Source organism: Paraburkholderia sp. WC7.3g (genome assembly GCF_050436345.1).
In the GTDB taxonomy this organism is placed as follows: Bacteria; Pseudomonadota; Gammaproteobacteria; order Burkholderiales; family Burkholderiaceae; genus Paraburkholderia; species Paraburkholderia podalyriae.
Window position 1 is genome coordinate 949,250 of sequence record NZ_JBNDMA010000004.1, and the last position, 15,629, is coordinate 964,878.

Here is a 15,629-nt window from a genome sequence, read left to right on the forward strand (position 1 = left end):
CATTACAGAGGTCCGCCTCATGAGCCTGCCGCTGTCTTGGGCCGCAAATTGGTGGGCGCCTGCACAGGCGGTCGATATCGGCCTTCGTCGTACCGATCTTGCCGAGCAGTTCCACGTCGCCCATGCCGATCGCGTAGGCGACCGTGATCGAATCCTTGTGAACATCCAGACCGACGTACACCGTGCTATCGTTTTCCATGCTGGCCTCCGTGCCGGAAATCGCCGGGTGTGGCGCTGTCCACACCGTGCGGCTCTGGCAGCAATGCTAACCCGCGTCTGATTCGTCACGGCTGGCCAGCCCCTGCCTCACGGAAAGTCATACTGCCTTGACCTGGCGGATCTTGATAGGCGTCTCACGCTCGGCGTTCACGGCGTGCAGCCCGGCCAGATTGGCACCACTCTTGGTTACGGTTTCGGGCACGCCATTCTGATCGATGGCCTTCTCGAAGTACCGTCGGGCCGGCTTTAGTGCGGCGCGCCAAACAAACCGGTCTGGCTGTCCTGAACTCCAGGATGCGCGGTGCTGAACGGAGTTCCAAAGCATGGCGGCAATTTTTTTCATTGGCGTTCCTGGTGCGAAAAACAACACTCCGGTAGGGTTCGATACGTTATAACATACCAAATGTGGTGTCCAGCGTTCCCAGCGGACAGACTGATCGTACCGGGACCGTGGCATCAGCGAAGCGGGCTGTCACCGCATGGGGGCAACTCGACCGTAACCATTTGCTCAGCGCCCTGGCACCTCGGTGGGCGAACATGCTTGAGCGCGGGCCGCTCACAGGAGAATGCAATGCAAGATGCAACCGGCTTCCAGCGTATCCCGACAACCATCCTGACCGGCTTCCTCGGTGCCGGAAAAACGACCTTGCTGAACCGCATCCTGACCGAGCATCACGGCGGACGCGTTGCAGTCATCGAAAACGAGTTCGGCGAAGCGGGCATCGACAACGAATTGCTGGTACAGGACGGTAACGAGCAGATTGTCGAAATGAACAACGGCTGTATCTGTTGTACGGTGCGTGGCGACCTGGTGCGTATTCTTTCGACGCTCGCCGCGCGACGGGAGTCAGGAGAACTCGCGTTCGAGCGGGTCATCATCGAGACAACGGGACTTGCCGATCCGGCGCCCGTCGCGCAAACGTTCTTTGTCGACGATGTCGTGCAGGAGAAATACCTGCTCGACGCCATCGTGACGGTGGTCGACGCGCGGCATGGCGGCGAGCAGCTCGACGAACATCACGAAGCGCAGGAGCAGGTCGGATTCGCGGACCGTATCCTCGTATCCAAGGTGGACCTCGTTGGCGAAGAGCAGGCGCAGCAACTGATGCGCCGGTTGCGGCAGATGAACCCGCGCGCGACGATCAGGCCAGCACATTTTGGCGAGACGGACCTGAAGCAACTGCTCGACATCCGCAGCTTCAGTCTGGATGCCATTGTCGACATCGAGCCCGATTTCCTTGAAGACGTTTCGCACGAGCATGACGACGATGTGACGTCCTTCGTCTACCGCACTACTGCGCCCCTGGATCGGGACAAGCTCGAGGCGTTCTTCAGCGCCACGGTTGCGATCTATGGTGCCGCGATGCTGCGCTACAAGGGTGTGCTGAACCTGGCGGGTGTCGACCATCGCGCAGTGTTCCAGGGCGTACATATGATTTTTGGCGCGGATATCGGTAAGTCCTGGGGCGCGAATGAAACGCGCGAAACCCGGATTGTTTTCATCGGCAAACAGTTGCCACATGATCTTTTCAAGGCGGGCCTCGACAACTGTATGGTTGGCGAAATCCTGCAGAACTGACACGAAGGATCGCAAGCCCGCTTGCCGCACACACATCTCGGCCAGCAGGCTAGCCGTGTCGATTCATGCGATCTTCTTCACCACGTTTGAGGCTCTAATTTTTCAATGCATAAGCTCCCCGTCACCGTACTGTCCGGCTTTCTCGGCGCGGGCAAGACCACGCTCCTGAACCACGTCCTGAACAACCGCGAAGGCAAGCGGGTGGCCGTAATCGTGAACGATATGTCGGAAGTCAACATCGACGCTCAACTGATTCGTGACGGCGGCAGCCAGCTCTCGCACATCGACGAAAAGCTCGTCGAAATGAGCAACGGTTGCATCTGCTGCACGTTGCGCGAGGACCTGCTGATCGAGATCCAGCGGCTCGCGCGGGAGAAGCGCTTCGACTATCTGCTGATCGAATCCACGGGCATTTCCGAGCCCTTGCCGGTGGCGGAAACCTTCACGTTCCGCGACGAACAGGGTCACAGCCTCTCGGATATCTCTCGCCTGGACACGATGGTGACGGTCGTCGACGCCTATAACTTTGTGCGCGACTACGGTTCCCACGACTTCCTGGCGGATCGCGGCGAAACGATGGGCGGGGAAGACCGCCGCACCGTGGTCGATCTGCTGACCGAGCAGATCGAGTTCTGCGACGTGATCGTGCTGAACAAGACGGACCTTGTGAGCGCAAGCGAGTTGGAGTTGCTCAAAGGCGTGCTGCGGGTGCTGAACGCCCACGCGAAGATCGTCGAAAGCCGCTTTGGCCAGGTGCCGATCGGGCAGGTTCTCGATACCGGCCTGTTCGACTTCGAAGCCGCTGCGCAAGCGCCTGGGTGGCTCAAGGAGATGCGCGGCGAACACATTCCCGAAAGCGAACAATATGGCATCACCAGCTTCGTCTACCGCGCGCGCAGTCCGTTTCATCCGCAGCGTTTCTTCGACTGGATTCAGAGCGAGTGGCCGGGCGTCGTGCGCTCGAAGGGGTACTTCTGGCTGGCCTCGCGCAACCATGCGGTCGGCGAATGGTCGCAAGCCGGCGCGATCTCGCGTCACGGACGGGCCGGGACCTGGTGGGCGGCCGTGCCCAGGCACGCCTGGCCGCAGGAGCCCGAAGCACAGGCGATCATCCGAAGCCGCTGGCATGAGCGTTTCGGGGATCGTCAACAGGAGCTGGTCCTGATCGGCACCGGAATGGACGAGGCAGGCTTGCGCGCGTCCTTTGATGCCTGCCTGCTAAGCGAGGACGAACTGGCCCGTGATGAAGTCGCGTGGCACAAATTTACCGACCCGTTCCCTGAGTGGACACAGTAACGTGTGTCCACCCAGGCAGTAACCTGGCACCATGCATACTCGATCGCATTGAGGTACTTCGCCTGCCTGGTGCGGGGCACTCAGGCGAGTTCAACCGGGCCGTGGTCGTCGCAATGATCGCCGTGCGGATGGTGCAGGTGGCCGTTGACCAGGTAGTCGACGTGATCGCCGTGCGGTACCGCATCGTGGCCGCATCCCGGCCCGTGGACATGTCCCGGCTCATGACCGCCGCAGTTGGAAGTACATTGATCCGGATTTTTTGCGCTCACCTCCAGCCGGTGTTCGTCCACGTGATCGCCATGGGGATGATGCAGGTGGCCATCGTGCAGATAGTCAGTGTGATCGCCATGCCTGATCGCAGTGTGTCCGCAGTTCGGACCATGCTGATGGTCATGATGGGCATGATGCGGTTCGTTGCAGGTGCTCATAGCGGTGCTCCTCGACTCACGTGATAGTGAACGCATGACGTGGGCTTCGCGGCGTGCCCCAATGGGCAACGGTTAATCCGGCCAGATGTTAAAGCGATCCTCCTTACGCACGCCGAAGTCAACGCCCTTTGCTTCCGTCTAGATGATGCCATACCCCCGATGAAGTGAACGCGTCTGTGCTTTAATTAACCGGCGCGGTGGGTTCGATAGCAGGAAAACATCGGGGCTTGCCTTGCAGGTCAGCTGCAAAACGCGTCATTCCTCCTTCGGTGGCTCATCAAATTCGGACGGCGGACGCTCACACACATGCTCAGCCATGTCGCTGATGACACGCTTCACGTGCTCGTCAGCTGCTTCACAGAAAATCTTCAACGCGTCACGCGGTCGACGCCGACCACATTGCAGCGATCGACAATACGACGCGCAAACTGATGCAGGGCGGAAAACGGCCGGTTGCGGTGGGGTTTGTCTTCGCTGGGTCATTCGACGATCGTCATCGCGCTGTCGATTGCCGTTGCTTTCGCGGCGGTTGCGCTAAAACACGCCTCGAAGACATGAAGGCGATCGGCAGCGTAAAAGCACCTCCGTTTCAGGGCTCTGGTGCAAATAGCGCGGGGGCAAATCGGTTAAGGTATCGGGCTGAACGAATTGAGAGCCGACGATGAGCAAGCCGAAGTGCCTTGACGAACTGTTCGCAGGCCGTCACTTTGACCGCGATGTGATCATTCTGTGTGTTCGCTGGTACCTGCGCTACAAGCTTAGCCTGCGCGATCTGGTCGAAATGATGGCGGAACGGGGTCTGTCGCTGGCGCACACGACGATCCTGCGCTGGGTGCGGCGCTTTGCGCCGGAGTTCGTCAAACGGTGGAACCGCTTTGGTAGGCCTACTGGCCAGACGTGGCGTGTCGACGAGACTTATCTCAAGCTGCGCGGCAAGTGGGTCTATCTTTATCGAGCGGTGGATCGGGTGGGCCAGACGGTAGACTTCATGCTCAGCGCCAGGCGCGACGTGAAGGCGGCAAAAGCCTTTTTCAGGAAGGCAATCAAACATCAAGGCCAGCCACCGAAGACCATCACGCTTGATGGTTACGCGGCATCGCACCGCGCCGTGCGCGAGATGAAGGCCGACGGCTTGCTGCCTGAGGACTCGAAGGTCCGATCCTCTAAGGCAGTATGACTTTCCGTGAGGCAGGGGCTGGCCAGCCGTGACGAATCAGACGCGGGTTAGCATTGCTGCCAGAGCCGCACGGTGTGGACAGCGCCACACCCGGCGATTTCCGGCACGGAGGCCAGCATGGAAAGCGATAGCACGGTGTACGTCGGTCTGGATGTTCACAAGGATTCGATCACGGTCGCCTACGCGATCGGCATGGGCGACGTGGAACTGCTCGGCAAGATCGGTACGACGAAGGCCGATATCGACCGCCTGTGCAGGCGCCTGCAGTCAAAGGGGCCACACGTGCACATCGTCTACGAAGCGGGTCCGTGTGGTTATGGGCTTTACCGGCAGCTCGTCCAGAAGGGATTCGACTGCATCGTGTGTGCACCATCGCTGATTCCGAAGAAGCCCGGCGAGCGCGTGAAGACGGATCGGCGCGATGCGATCAAACTGGTGCGGGCGCTGCGCGCCGGTGACCTGTCAGCGGTCTATGTCCCGGGCGTCGAGGATGAGGCATTCCGGGATCTGGCGCGGGCATGGGCCGGTGCCAGAGACGATCTGAAGCAGGCGCGGCAGCGGCTGAAGTCGTTCCTGCTCTCGCATGGCGTGCACTATACCGGGAACGCGAACTGGGGCGCCGCCCATCGGCGCTGGCTCAGCGCATATTCATTCGGGCACCCGTGGCGGCAACTGGCGTTTGACGAACACCGGCGCACGATCGAGGACCGACTCGCGCAGTGTGATCGCCTCGAAGCAGCGCTACGCGAGGCAGTCGTCAACTGGCGGTTTTATCCAGCCCTGCTGGGACTGCAGGCGATGCGGGGCGTGCAGTTCGTCACGGCCGTCGGGATACTGTCGGAACTGGGCGACCTGTCACGCTTCGAACATCCACGTCAACTGATGGCATGGCTGGGGGTGACGCCGTCGGAACATTCCTCGGGCGACAAGCGACGTCGGGGTAGCATCACCAAGACCGGCAACAGCTACGCCAGAAAGCTGCTGGTCGAGGCGGCCTGGAGCTACCGGCATCCTGCGCGCGTGAGCCGCGACATCCAGCGTCGGCACGAAGGTATTCCGAAGGCCATTATCGATCGCGCCTGGGACGCGCAGGTCCGGTTGTGCCGGCGATACCGGAAGCTGGCAGTGCGCGGCAAACACGTCAATATCGCGACGGTCGCCGTCGCCCGTGAACTAGCGGGCTTCATCTGGGACATCAGCCGCCTGGCGATGTCGCTTGCCACGTCACGCAGCGCACAGACCGCGTAAGCCGCCCGCCACTCAACGCAAGACAACAAGTGGAGGAGTTTCCTGAAGGCGGCGTAGCCCGGCACTCGAGTAACCCGCGAAGATATTTCGCAACGGGCATCACCAATTTGCGGCCCAAGACAGCGGCAGGCTCATGAGGCGGACCTCTGTAATGCGGTAGCCAATCCGCGGATATCAGTGTGATCCACCGTCGACCTTACTGCTACGCCGCCCTCAGGGAATTCTCGCGCCTATGAAAAAGCGAAAAATCAACATCGCGATTGACATGGAAAGTCATATCAATATCTCAATAATCTGGTCGAACAGGACCACCGCAACATCAAGTCCCGGACGAAAGTCATGCTCGGCTTCAAACGTTTCAGGAACGCAGCGATCACTCTCTCAGGTATTGAGTTGGTACACCGTATTCGCAAAGGCCAATTCAGTCTCGGGAAGCTCGGCCTCAAAGATACCGCTGCACCCGCAGTCTGGAAGGCCGTCCTGTCTGTTTCATGAGGTATCCTTTCTATACGAAAATCTTGTCCACACCACCTATTTGCACCAGAGCCATCGGCGGAATGATGCTTCCAGAAACTTCACGAATGTCCTTGCAAGATGTGGGCACTGACAACGACCCAGCTGTAGGTGAGATGCTCGGAGCGCAGCGACCGGTCAGATAGCCAGGATCGTTCGAAACTTTCCCGAGACTACGTCGACGATTTTTTGGAGATACCCCTGAACGCTTGCCGGCAGTTTTCGCTCATTGAGCGTTTCCTGCTTGTTACTCAGAAAGGTCGTCCATTCCTGATAACCGCTGCGGGCAGGCCAGTCAACGCAGGACAACTTTAAGACCTATATCGACAACGTGCTGGCCAACACACAGGCGCTCGGCGAGGTGCTGAAGGCGGGCGGCGTCGATCTCGTCACGGGCGGCACGGACAACCACCTGCTGCTGGTTGATCTGCTTACGGAGCATCGAATGAGCAATCTGCATGAGAACAGCATCATCATCGACGGCCTGAACATTTCGAAATTCGACCGCTCGGTGTTCGAGGACATGAGGAAGGGCGGCATCACCGCGGCCAACTGTACGGTGTCGGTGTGGGAGAGCTTTACGAAGACCGTCGACAACATCTCGTTGATGAAGCAGCAGATCCGCGAAAACAGTGAGTTGCTGACGCTCGTGCGCACCACCGAAGACATCGCGCGTGCGAAGAAGGAAAACCGCACTGGGGTGATCCTGGGCTTTCAGAACGCGCATGCGTTCGAGGACAACCTCGGCTATATCGAAGCCTTCGCCGACATGGGCGTGCGCGTCGTGCAGCTTTGCTACAACACGCAGAACCTGGTCGGCACCGGTTGCTATGAGCGTGACGGTGGGCTGTCGGATTTCGGCCGCGAAGTGATTACCGAAATGAACCGCGTGGGGATCATGGTCGATCTGTCGCACGTTGGTGGCAACACGTCGTCGGAGGCCATTGCGTTCTCGAAGAAGCCGGTCTGCTATTCGCATTGCCTGCCGTCGGGTCTCAAGGAGCACCCGCGCAACAAGTCCGATGAACAGCTCAAGGAAATCGCCGAAGCCGGCGGCTTCATCGGCGTGACGATGTTCGCGCCGTTCCTGAAGCGCGGAATCGATGCGACGGTCGAGGACTACATCGAAGCCATCGACTATGTCGTCAACCTGGCCGGCGAAGATACGGTGGGCATCGGCACCGATTTCACGCAGGGCTACAGCGTCGACTTCTTCGACTGGCTCACGCACGACAAGGGCCGCTATCGCGTCTGACGAACTTCGGCAAGGTCTTGAACCCGGAAGGCATCCGCACGATCGGCGAGTTCCCGAACCTCACCGCGGCCATGCAGCGCGCTACCGCAGATGCCAGCGGACGCGCCATCCAACGCGCCAGTTTCGCCGTAGCGCTTTTTCATCAGATCAGGCCAGGCAGCGTGACGGGCGATCGATTGCGGGCTCGTGCCTTCAACCGAGAGGTGATGTCGCGTTCGCGGCTGCGACCGCCCGCTGCTGGACAAGTGCGGTCGCTCAACGGTAGGAGTCGAAAGGCTGCTCCGGGTCGTGAGCGGGAGTTCGCCCCGGGGGCGCGGGCGCTCAGATGCTCCCAGTAATCACAGGTCCGAGTGCGGGCATGAACGGTTTCTCGCTATCCATTAGCGGGCGTCTGCTGACCAGCGGGCGGGGCGCGGTCATACTGGATGCGAGCGGCGCTCTCAAGCTGTCCGGCTGACTATCGTGCGCACCAATCTTATGTGGGAAAACCCAAAGTGATGAAGAAGACGAGAATTTCGATCATTCTGTTCGTGTTGGCCGTGCTCAGCCCGCTGGCGCATGCGAGCCTGGCTACAGGTGCCCACGAGTTCAAGAACGATGTCAAGACGGCAGGAAAGAGGAGCGGGCATGCTGTGCGCGATGCCGCGCACGCGGTCGGCCACGGTACGAAGAAGGCCGGCCATGCCCTTGCCGATGCAACAAGGCACGGCTATCACGCGACGAAAAAGTTCGTGACAGGGCACGGATAAGGGTCGCTTCGCGGCAACTGAGGCGGCGACTGCGGATCCAGAGCGCACAGCAGGCTGCTCGTGTCATGGACGATCGCCACTCTTGGCTGAATCGTATCAACTGCGACAGCGCGGTCGTTCTGCCGCCCGGCGCTTGCCTAGCCGTTTTCCCACGCTAACTGCCGTTACCGCAGCCTTGCAGCGAGGGGGAGAATTGTCGCCGGACGACCCGCCGGCGACAACCGCCCGACCGCATCCAGCTTTCGTGGCATTAGGGGTTCAGCTGCTACGTCACGTGGGGTGGGACGCCCGGCAGTTTGCATTTGGCGTCATCGGGCAGAAGCCGGCCATCAGGCGACGTTCGGGCATTGCCGTCGAGTGGCCGTTCATCATTCGATGCTGTTGAAAAAGTCGCGACATACGGGTTGTCGAGCAACAGCGAAAAAATCGACCTCTCAGATCGGCGTACAAGCCGCTCGCAGCCCTTGAGTAAGGGTAAAGCGACCCATGAAAACCTCGCGATTTAGACGGTGGCCGACTTTTTCAACAGCATCCATTCGACAGCAGCCAGTGCGCTTCGATTCAACAGAAGCGGGAGTCGCCCCATCGACAAACGGGGGGCCACCTCTACGCGCCTTGAACACGTCGTGCCATAATCGCGCACCATGACGACCGTGTCGCTCCAACCGCCTGACCCATGCTCGCGCGTTTCCATCTGAAGATTGGCAGCCTTTTGGGATTGCTTGCGATCCTGATGGCGACTTTCGCGCCTGTGGTGTCTCAGACGCTCGCTTCGAGTCGCGATGGGATAGCTCTTTCGGCCTCGCTTTGCTCCGCGCAATCGATGCCAGACGACGCGCCGAATAACCAGGACGCTTCCCACTCACTGGCTTCCCACGGGCAGGCTTGCGGGTACTGCAACCTGCTTGCCCACATGCCGGCGATGCCAAGCGTTCAACCCGCTTTTGCCATTACGGTCTGGACAACCCAGCATCGCATTGCAACCCGGTTCAAGAGCGTTCGGCGCGTCCTGCCATTCACTGCTGCCCAGCCCCGCGCCCCTCCAGTCTCATCCTGATTTGAGTCTTACCGACGCGATGCATTCGCTGCATCGCAGTGTGTCGCGCGTCTGTTTCTGGACGTGCGACGGCATTACAACGACCTCAAACAAGGATGAACCATGCACACCATTTCAACGCGCGGTGGCAAACCGCTGCTCACGGCAGCAATTGTTTCGGCTGCCACGAGTTCACTTCTGCTAATCCCCTCGCTCGCAGCAGCTCATGCTATTGCAGGCGACCGCGTCTTTCCGGTGACCATGGCAGTGGATGACCCCGGTGTAGGCGACGAAGCAAATCTTGTGTACGGCCACCAGCGCGTCCCCGGCGACGATGGCGATCAAAGCATCAACACCTTCAATTTCGAGTACGACAAGCTGATCACGCCAAGGCTGGCCTTCTCGGTCACCGGCTCCTATGAGATGCAAAATAACCCGACCGCCCGTGGCTTCAATAATTTTGGTGTTGGCCTGAAATATCTGCTGTACGTCAACGACGCGCACGAGTTCATGACGTCCGTCGGCGTCAATGCCGAGTTTGGCGGCACGGGAAGCCGCGCGATTGCCGACAACTTCTCCACCATCTCGCCGACCATCTATGTCGGCAAGGGCATGGGAGACCTGCCTGATTCGCTGGCATACCTGCGTCCGATCGCGATTACCGCCGAAGCTGCGCCCGCCCTGACCACGGGCGCGGGACAGCCTAACGCCTTCAACTATGGCTTCACGTTCCAGTACAGCCTGCCCTACCTGCAGCAGCACGTACATGACCTCGGTTTGCCGCAACCGCTCTCGAACATCATTCCCATCGTCGAGGTGCCGTTGTCGAGAAGCCAGGGACAGACAACCGGCACGGTCAACCCTGGCTTCATCTGGATCAACCGCTATGGTCAGTTCGGCGTCGAAGCGCAGATTCCGGTGAACCGCGCGAGCGGCTCGCACGTGGGCATTCTTGTGCAGGCCCATATTTTCTTCGACGACGTCGCGCCCACAACGCTCGGCAAACCGCTGTTCCAGTGACGAAGGAGACCACGATGAAACAGAATCGAAGCCCCTGGAAACGGGGCATCGCGAGCGTGGCCGGGCTCTTCGCCGGGCTTGTTTTCGCCGGCGCCGCGTTTGCGCACGTGTTTCCGCAGAAGCAGGAGCCGGGAGCCGGCGCGAGCGTTGCTGCGCCGTCGCAGGTGAAGATCATCTTCGACGGGCGGCTGGAGCCGGCATTTTCGTCGCTCACGGTGACCAATGCCGTCGGAAAGCAGGTCAACGCCGATAAGTCCGTGGTCGACGCGCCTCAACCGGATGTGATCACCGTTCCGCTGCCTCCCTTGCAGGCCGGGCACTATACCGTGCACTGGGTGGCAGTTGCCTCAGACGGGCATCGCACCCATGGCGATTACGCGTTCGAAGTAAAGTAGGCGTCGGTGGCGTCGCGGCATGTTGAGTTCTACGTCGTGCGGTTACCTACCGCACGACCTTTAAAGCGGTGATGGCAAGACATTGCTTTATCGTTGATTGACTCGTTTCGATCGGCAAGCAGACACCCGCCACTCCTAACTGAGAGGCGGCAACGGGTCGCAAGTACTCGTTGGCTTTCCGCGGGACGAGTCATTCGCGACCACCGAGCTGTGAATGACAGGAAAGCGCCGCCTCATACCCGTCTGACCGGCACCGATGCTCGAATGACGGCTCAGGCCGATTCGGGTAAGAAGACCGGATGGAACCGATGTGGCGGAAAAATATCGGCAGACAATATATTTCCCATCAACTCAAGGGGAGTTTGTCATGGGAAGCATTCAAAACCGGGAGCCTTGGAACAAGGCCAAGCTGATCGGTCAGAAGCCGCCGTTGAAGCCAAAAGACGTCTGGGCAATCCGGATTCACCTGCAGAACGCGCATGCGGTTCGCGATCTTGCGTTATTCAATCTTGCGATCGACAGTAAGCTGCGCGGTTGCGATCTCGTCAACCTGCATGTCCGCGACGTGACTCACGGCAATCAGATACTGCCGCGTGCGATGATCATGCAGAGCAAGACTAAACGGGCCGTGCAGTTTGAGGTCACGGAGCCAGCTCGCACTGCCGTTGCTGCATGGATTGAGAAAGCCAAGCTGAGGTCCGATCAGTACCTATTCCCGAGTCGGCTTTCTCGCTCGCCGCACATTTCAACGCGACAATACGCCAGGATGGTTCATCAGTGGGTCGCTGCAATCGGTGTTGATCCGACCGCTTACGGCACGCACACGATGCGCCGGACGAAGGCCACCTTGATCTACAAGCGGACGAAGAATCTTAGAGCCGTTCAACTCCTGCTTGGTCACAGCAAATTGGAAAGCACTGTTCGATATCTCGGGATTGAGGTCGACGATGCCCTCGAAATATCTGAGCAAACTGAAATCTAACATCGGGACGTGGCTGCGCGACAGGTTGCTCGCCGCCAGCCGCGCTTGCGCCACGGCTAAACCGCGCTTTTCGACCAAGATCCGTCACCCACCGCTAAGTTCGCTGGCCCCGCAGCCGGAACGCCCGGTGCACCATGGCCTACCTCGCTTTGTTGCCGGTGGGCGACGCAAAGCGCACGCGGATCAGAAAAGAGGCAGCCCTGCACGTCCGGTCGGCTATCATGCCAATGCTCTCCGAAGTAGCTCCTTATGATTTCCGTCCGTAATCTCACGCTGCGCCGCGGCGTCAATGTCGTACTCGACCGCGCGTCCGTCACCTTCACCCCCGGCGAAAAGATTGGTCTTGTCGGCCGCAATGGCGCCGGTAAATCGTCCTTCTTCGGCCTTCTCAACGGCACGCTGCACGAAGACGGCGGCGAGTTCTCGATTCCCGCTGCATGGAAGATGGGCCAGGTCGCGCAGGAGATGCCGGAGACCGAGCAGAGTGCGACCGACTTCGTCATCGAGGGTGACACCATACTGCTGGCCGCGCAGGCCGAAGTAGCGGCCGCTGAGGCCAGCGACGATGGCATGCGCATGGCGCACGCCTACATGGCCCTGCACGACGCCGGGGCACACGATGCCCCCGCACGTGCCCAGGCGCTGATCCAGGGCCTTGGCTTCAGTGCTGCACAGCTTGGCCAGCCGGTCAACAGTTTCTCCGGCGGCTGGCGCATGCGACTGCAGCTGGCGCGCGCGCTCATGTGCCCGTCGGACCTGCTGTTGCTCGACGAACCGACCAATCACCTCGACCTCGACGCGCTGGTCTGGCTGGAAGCATGGCTCAAGCGCTATCAAGGAACCCTGGTAGTGATCAGCCACGATCGCGAATTCCTCGACGCGGTGACGCAGGTGACGGTGCACGTCGACAACGCCAAGCTCGTGCGTTATGGCGGCAACTACAGCAAGTTCGAAGAGATGCGCGCCGAGCAACTGCTGTTGCAGCAGGCCGCGATGGCCAGACAGGCGGACAAGATCGCCCACCTCCAGAAGTTCATCGACCGTTTCAAGGCGAAGGCCTCGAAGGCGAAACAGGCGCAGAGCCGGGTCAAGGCGCTCGAACGCATGGAGAAGATCGCACCCGTGCTTGCCGACGCGGAGTTCACCTTCGAGTTCAAGGAGCCCCTCAACGTCCCGAACCCGCTGTTGTCGATGCTGGACACGAGCTTCGGCTACCCTGCGCCGGCCGGCGCACTGCCGGGCACGCCGCCCACGGTCATCGTGCGGGGCATCAACCGTTCGGTGCTGGCCGGGCAGCGGATCGGCATTCTCGGTGCCAACGGCCAAGGCAAGTCCACGCTGGTGAAGACGGTGGCGCACGCACTGGCGCCGATTGCGGGCGAAATCAGCGAAGGCAAAGGCCTGAACATCGGCTACTTTGCACAGCAGGAGCTGGACGTGCTGCGTCCTCTCGACACACCGTTGGAACACATGATCCGCCTTGCCAGGGACACGCCGGCGCACCTGCGTGCCCCCGGGCCAGAGTGGCACCGAACAATCGCTTCGCACCTTCCTCGGCACCTTCAACTTCAGTGGTGACATGGTCCATCAGGCGGTCGGCACGATGAGCGGCGGCGAAAAGGCGCGGCTCGTGTTGTGCATGATCGTGTGGCAGCGCCCCAACCTGTTGCTGCTCGACGAGCCTACCAACCACCTCGACCTGGCCACACGCGAAGCGCTAGGCATGGCACTCAACGAATTCGAAGGCACAGTGTTGCTGGTCAGTCACGACCGGTCCCTGCTGCGCGCGGTATGTGACGAGTTCTGGCTCGTCACCAAAGGTGGCGTCGAGCCCTTCGACGGCGATCTGGACGACTACCAGCAGTTCCTGCGCGACGAAGCCCGTCGCATGCGCGAGCAGGCTGCCGCGGAGCAGAAGGTCATCGCGCCGTGCGTTGGTATTTCCGCTTTCAGTTAAGTCTGCGCGACATCGAAGAGTTGCTGTTTGAGCGCGGCGTGGTCGTGAGCTACGAGACAATCCGTTGCTGGTGCGACAAGTTCGGCAAGGGCTTTGCGCACCGCGTGAAAGCCGCTCGGCTTAAGCTTGGTAGCACATGGCACCTCGATGAGATGTTTGTCACGCTGCGTGGCGAACAGTACCTGTTGTGGCGTGCAGTCGACGAGCATGGCGCCGAACTCTACATCCTGGTGCAAAAGCGGCGCGACAAGGCTGCGGCCAAACGCTTCTTCAGGCGGGTGCTGCGTTCTAGCCCGGTGCCGCGCAAGATCGTCACTGATCAGTTGCGCAGCTACCCGGCGGCCAAAGCCGAGATCCCGGAGCTCGCGAGCGTGAAGCATGTGTTCGTCAAAGCTGCAGCCCGGCTGAACAACCGGGCCGAGAACAGATCCTATGAAGCATCCAGGTCGTCGACTGGCTAACGCCTAAAATCGGCGTACCGAGGTTTGCTCACGGGAGAGCATCATGCGTACAGATCAGGGATACACGCGTACTGCGGAACCGGCGCTGGCGGTGTCACTCGAACTCGCTGCGGCGAAGTGGAAGGTAGCGTTGCACGACGGGCAGCGGGAGCAGCCGGCGGTGTACACCGTAGCGCAACCGCAAGCCCCCGCGCGCCTACAGGCCGTGCTGGAAGTGATCGAACAACAGAAGCTGAAGTGGTCGCTGCCCGCGGGCGTGCACCTTGTCGTGAGTTATGAAGCCGGCCAGGACGCGTTCTGGATCTATCGGGCGCTACGGGCACGCGGTATCGAGTGTCATGTGGTCGATCCAGCGAGCATTCCGGTCGAGCGCCACAAGCGGCGTGCCAAGACTGACCGGCTTGATGCAATCAGGCTGGTGATCAGCCTGCGCGCGTGGCTGCGCGGCGAGCGCGACCGCATGCACGTGGTGCACGTGCCGTCACCGCAGGACGAAGCGTCCCGCCATCTGATGCGCGACCGAGGGGAACTGCAGAAAGAGGTGCTACAGCATCGTGACCGGATGCGCAAACTGCTTGTCACGCTCGGCTGCTGGGATGAGGTTGACCACAAGGCCTTCGCCGCCCGCCTCGCCCGTGACCAGGTGCGGTGTCACGACGGTGCGCCACTGCCGCGCGAGCTGCGGGAGCGGCTGCTGCGCGAGTGCGAACGGCTGGCGCTGGCCGTGCAGCAACTCGCGGCACTCGAGAAAACGCAACACGCTGGCCTGCCCGCACCCGCACGCGAAAGGATCGATCTTCTGACGCAGCTAAATGGCATTGGCCCGGTGGGTGGCTCGCGTCTGGCGCTCGAGCTGTTCTGGCGGGACTTCCATAACCGGCGCGAAGTTGGGGCCTGCGTAGGGCTGGTTCCACAACCCTACGACAGTGGCGAGAGCCAGGTGGACCAGGGGATCAGCAGGCAGGGCAACCGTCGCGTGCGCGCACTGCTGATTGAGATGGCGTGGTGCTGGATCCGTTACCAGCCTGGCAGTGCACTGGCGCAGTGGTTCAACCAGCGCACGCAAGGCACGGGACCGAATCGCCGCGTGCGGCGCATTGCGATCGTCGCAGTAGCACGACGCCTCGCGATCGCGCTGTGGCGCTACTTGAAGGACGGCGTGATACCCGAAGGCGCACAACTGAAGTCAGTCTGAGCCCGAAAGGTATCGCGACAACGCAATCAAGGGTGGAACGATACCTGTCGATCGAGAGTTTGAAGTGAACATGCCCGTGTTGATGGCGGGTTGCTAACGCGACCGATTAAACAGATGGG

10 protein-coding genes and 8 pseudogenes are annotated in these 15,629 nt (G+C 60.6%); 16 read left to right on the forward strand and 2 right to left on the reverse strand.

Going from position 1 to position 15,629, the window contains the following annotated elements; all coding sequences use genetic code 11:
• Positions 1–55: 55 nt before the first annotated feature.
• Both OKW43_RS37750 and OKW43_RS37755 read right to left on the reverse strand, forming a co-directional pair.
• Positions 56–199 (reverse strand): annotated as a pseudogene (locus tag OKW43_RS37750) (IS110 family transposase); the annotation flags it as partial.
• Between the two features lie 126 nt (positions 200–325).
• A pseudogene (locus tag OKW43_RS37755) lies at positions 326–460 on the reverse strand (IS6 family transposase); the annotation flags it as partial.
• 330 nt (positions 461–790) lie between these two features.
• On the opposite strand from OKW43_RS37755, the gene OKW43_RS37760 reads away from it, so the two are divergent.
• The 16 genes and pseudogenes from OKW43_RS37760 (at position 791) to OKW43_RS37835 (ending at position 15,510) form a co-directional block, all read left to right on the forward strand.
• Complete coding sequence (locus OKW43_RS37760) at positions 791–1,798, forward strand: CobW family GTP-binding protein (protein ID WP_429453679.1); 1,008 nt, start codon at positions 791–793, stop codon at positions 1,796–1,798.
• A gap of 105 nt (positions 1,799–1,903) precedes the next feature.
• On the forward strand, positions 1,904–3,094 hold the full coding sequence (gene zigA / locus OKW43_RS37765) for a zinc metallochaperone GTPase ZigA (RefSeq protein WP_429453682.1): 1,191 nt from the start codon (positions 1,904–1,906) through the stop codon (positions 3,092–3,094).
• A 113-nt stretch (positions 3,095–3,207) separates the two neighbouring features.
• Positions 3,208–3,546, forward strand: a complete 339-nt coding sequence (locus tag OKW43_RS37770; protein WP_429453684.1) for a hypothetical protein — start codon at positions 3,208–3,210, stop codon at positions 3,544–3,546.
• A 350-nt stretch (positions 3,547–3,896) separates the two neighbouring features.
• Positions 3,897–4,097, forward strand: a pseudogene (locus OKW43_RS37775) (HoxN/HupN/NixA family nickel/cobalt transporter); the annotation flags it as partial.
• A gap of 86 nt (positions 4,098–4,183) precedes the next feature.
• A pseudogene (locus tag OKW43_RS37780) lies at positions 4,184–4,690 on the forward strand (IS6 family transposase); the annotation flags it as partial.
• A gap of 126 nt (positions 4,691–4,816) precedes the next feature.
• Positions 4,817–5,947, forward strand: coding sequence for an IS110 family transposase (locus tag OKW43_RS37785; protein ID WP_429453686.1), 1,131 nt, complete (start codon positions 4,817–4,819; stop codon positions 5,945–5,947).
• 279 nt (positions 5,948–6,226) lie between these two features.
• Positions 6,227–6,442 (forward strand): annotated as a pseudogene (locus OKW43_RS37790) (DDE-type integrase/transposase/recombinase); the annotation flags it as partial.
• Positions 6,443–6,791: 349 nt separating this feature from the next.
• Positions 6,792–7,798 (forward strand): annotated as a pseudogene (locus OKW43_RS37795) (membrane dipeptidase); the annotation flags it as partial.
• Between the two features lie 414 nt (positions 7,799–8,212).
• Entirely contained in the window at positions 8,213–8,464 is a 252-nt protein-coding gene (locus OKW43_RS37800; protein ID WP_429454748.1) for a hypothetical protein, read from the forward strand.
• Between the two features lie 676 nt (positions 8,465–9,140).
• Entirely contained in the window at positions 9,141–9,521 is a 381-nt protein-coding gene (locus OKW43_RS37805; RefSeq protein WP_187639488.1) for a DUF2946 domain-containing protein, read from the forward strand.
• Positions 9,522–9,623: 102 nt separating this feature from the next.
• Positions 9,624–10,520, forward strand: coding sequence for a hypothetical protein (locus tag OKW43_RS37810; protein WP_187639489.1), 897 nt, complete (start codon positions 9,624–9,626; stop codon positions 10,518–10,520).
• A 14-nt stretch (positions 10,521–10,534) separates the two neighbouring features.
• Positions 10,535–10,915, forward strand: coding sequence for a copper resistance CopC family protein (locus OKW43_RS37815; protein WP_187639492.1), 381 nt, complete (start codon positions 10,535–10,537; stop codon positions 10,913–10,915).
• Positions 10,916–11,282: 367 nt separating this feature from the next.
• Positions 11,283–11,897 carry a tyrosine-type recombinase/integrase gene (locus tag OKW43_RS37820; RefSeq protein WP_429453689.1) on the forward strand — a complete coding sequence of 205 codons (615 nt, stop codon included), beginning with the start codon at positions 11,283–11,285 and terminating at the stop codon, positions 11,895–11,897.
• Positions 11,898–12,146: 249 nt separating this feature from the next.
• Positions 12,147–13,854, forward strand: a pseudogene (locus OKW43_RS37825) (ABC-F family ATP-binding cassette domain-containing protein).
• Positions 13,827–14,300, forward strand: a pseudogene (locus OKW43_RS37830) (IS6 family transposase); the annotation flags it as partial. The pseudogenes OKW43_RS37825 and OKW43_RS37830, both read left to right, overlap by 28 nt.
• A 58-nt stretch (positions 14,301–14,358) precedes the next feature.
• Positions 14,359–15,510 carry an IS110 family transposase gene (locus OKW43_RS37835; protein ID WP_187636680.1) on the forward strand — a complete coding sequence of 384 codons (1,152 nt, stop codon included), beginning with the start codon at positions 14,359–14,361 and terminating at the stop codon, positions 15,508–15,510.
• The last annotated feature ends 119 nt before the right edge of the window (positions 15,511–15,629 follow it).

Bases quoted from the DNA above. Each gene is read 5' to 3' on its own strand.
- OKW43_RS37760 (WP_429453679.1), top strand. From the start codon at position 791: ATGCAAGATGCAACCGGCTTCCAGCGTATCCCGACAACCATCCTGACC.
- zigA (WP_429453682.1), top strand. From the start codon at position 1,904: ATGCATAAGCTCCCCGTCACCGTACTGTCCGGCTTTCTCGGCGCGGGC.
- OKW43_RS37770 (WP_429453684.1), top strand. From the start codon at position 3,208: ATGATCGCCGTGCGGATGGTGCAGGTGGCCGTTGACCAGGTAGTCGAC.
- OKW43_RS37785 (WP_429453686.1), top strand. From the start codon at position 4,817: ATGGAAAGCGATAGCACGGTGTACGTCGGTCTGGATGTTCACAAGGAT.
- OKW43_RS37800 (WP_429454748.1), top strand. From the start codon at position 8,213: ATGAAGAAGACGAGAATTTCGATCATTCTGTTCGTGTTGGCCGTGCTC.
- OKW43_RS37805 (WP_187639488.1), top strand. From the start codon at position 9,141: ATGCTCGCGCGTTTCCATCTGAAGATTGGCAGCCTTTTGGGATTGCTT.
- OKW43_RS37810 (WP_187639489.1), top strand. From the start codon at position 9,624: ATGCACACCATTTCAACGCGCGGTGGCAAACCGCTGCTCACGGCAGCA.
- OKW43_RS37815 (WP_187639492.1), top strand. From the start codon at position 10,535: ATGAAACAGAATCGAAGCCCCTGGAAACGGGGCATCGCGAGCGTGGCC.
- OKW43_RS37820 (WP_429453689.1), top strand. From the start codon at position 11,283: ATGGGAAGCATTCAAAACCGGGAGCCTTGGAACAAGGCCAAGCTGATC.
- OKW43_RS37835 (WP_187636680.1), top strand. From the start codon at position 14,359: ATGCGTACAGATCAGGGATACACGCGTACTGCGGAACCGGCGCTGGCG.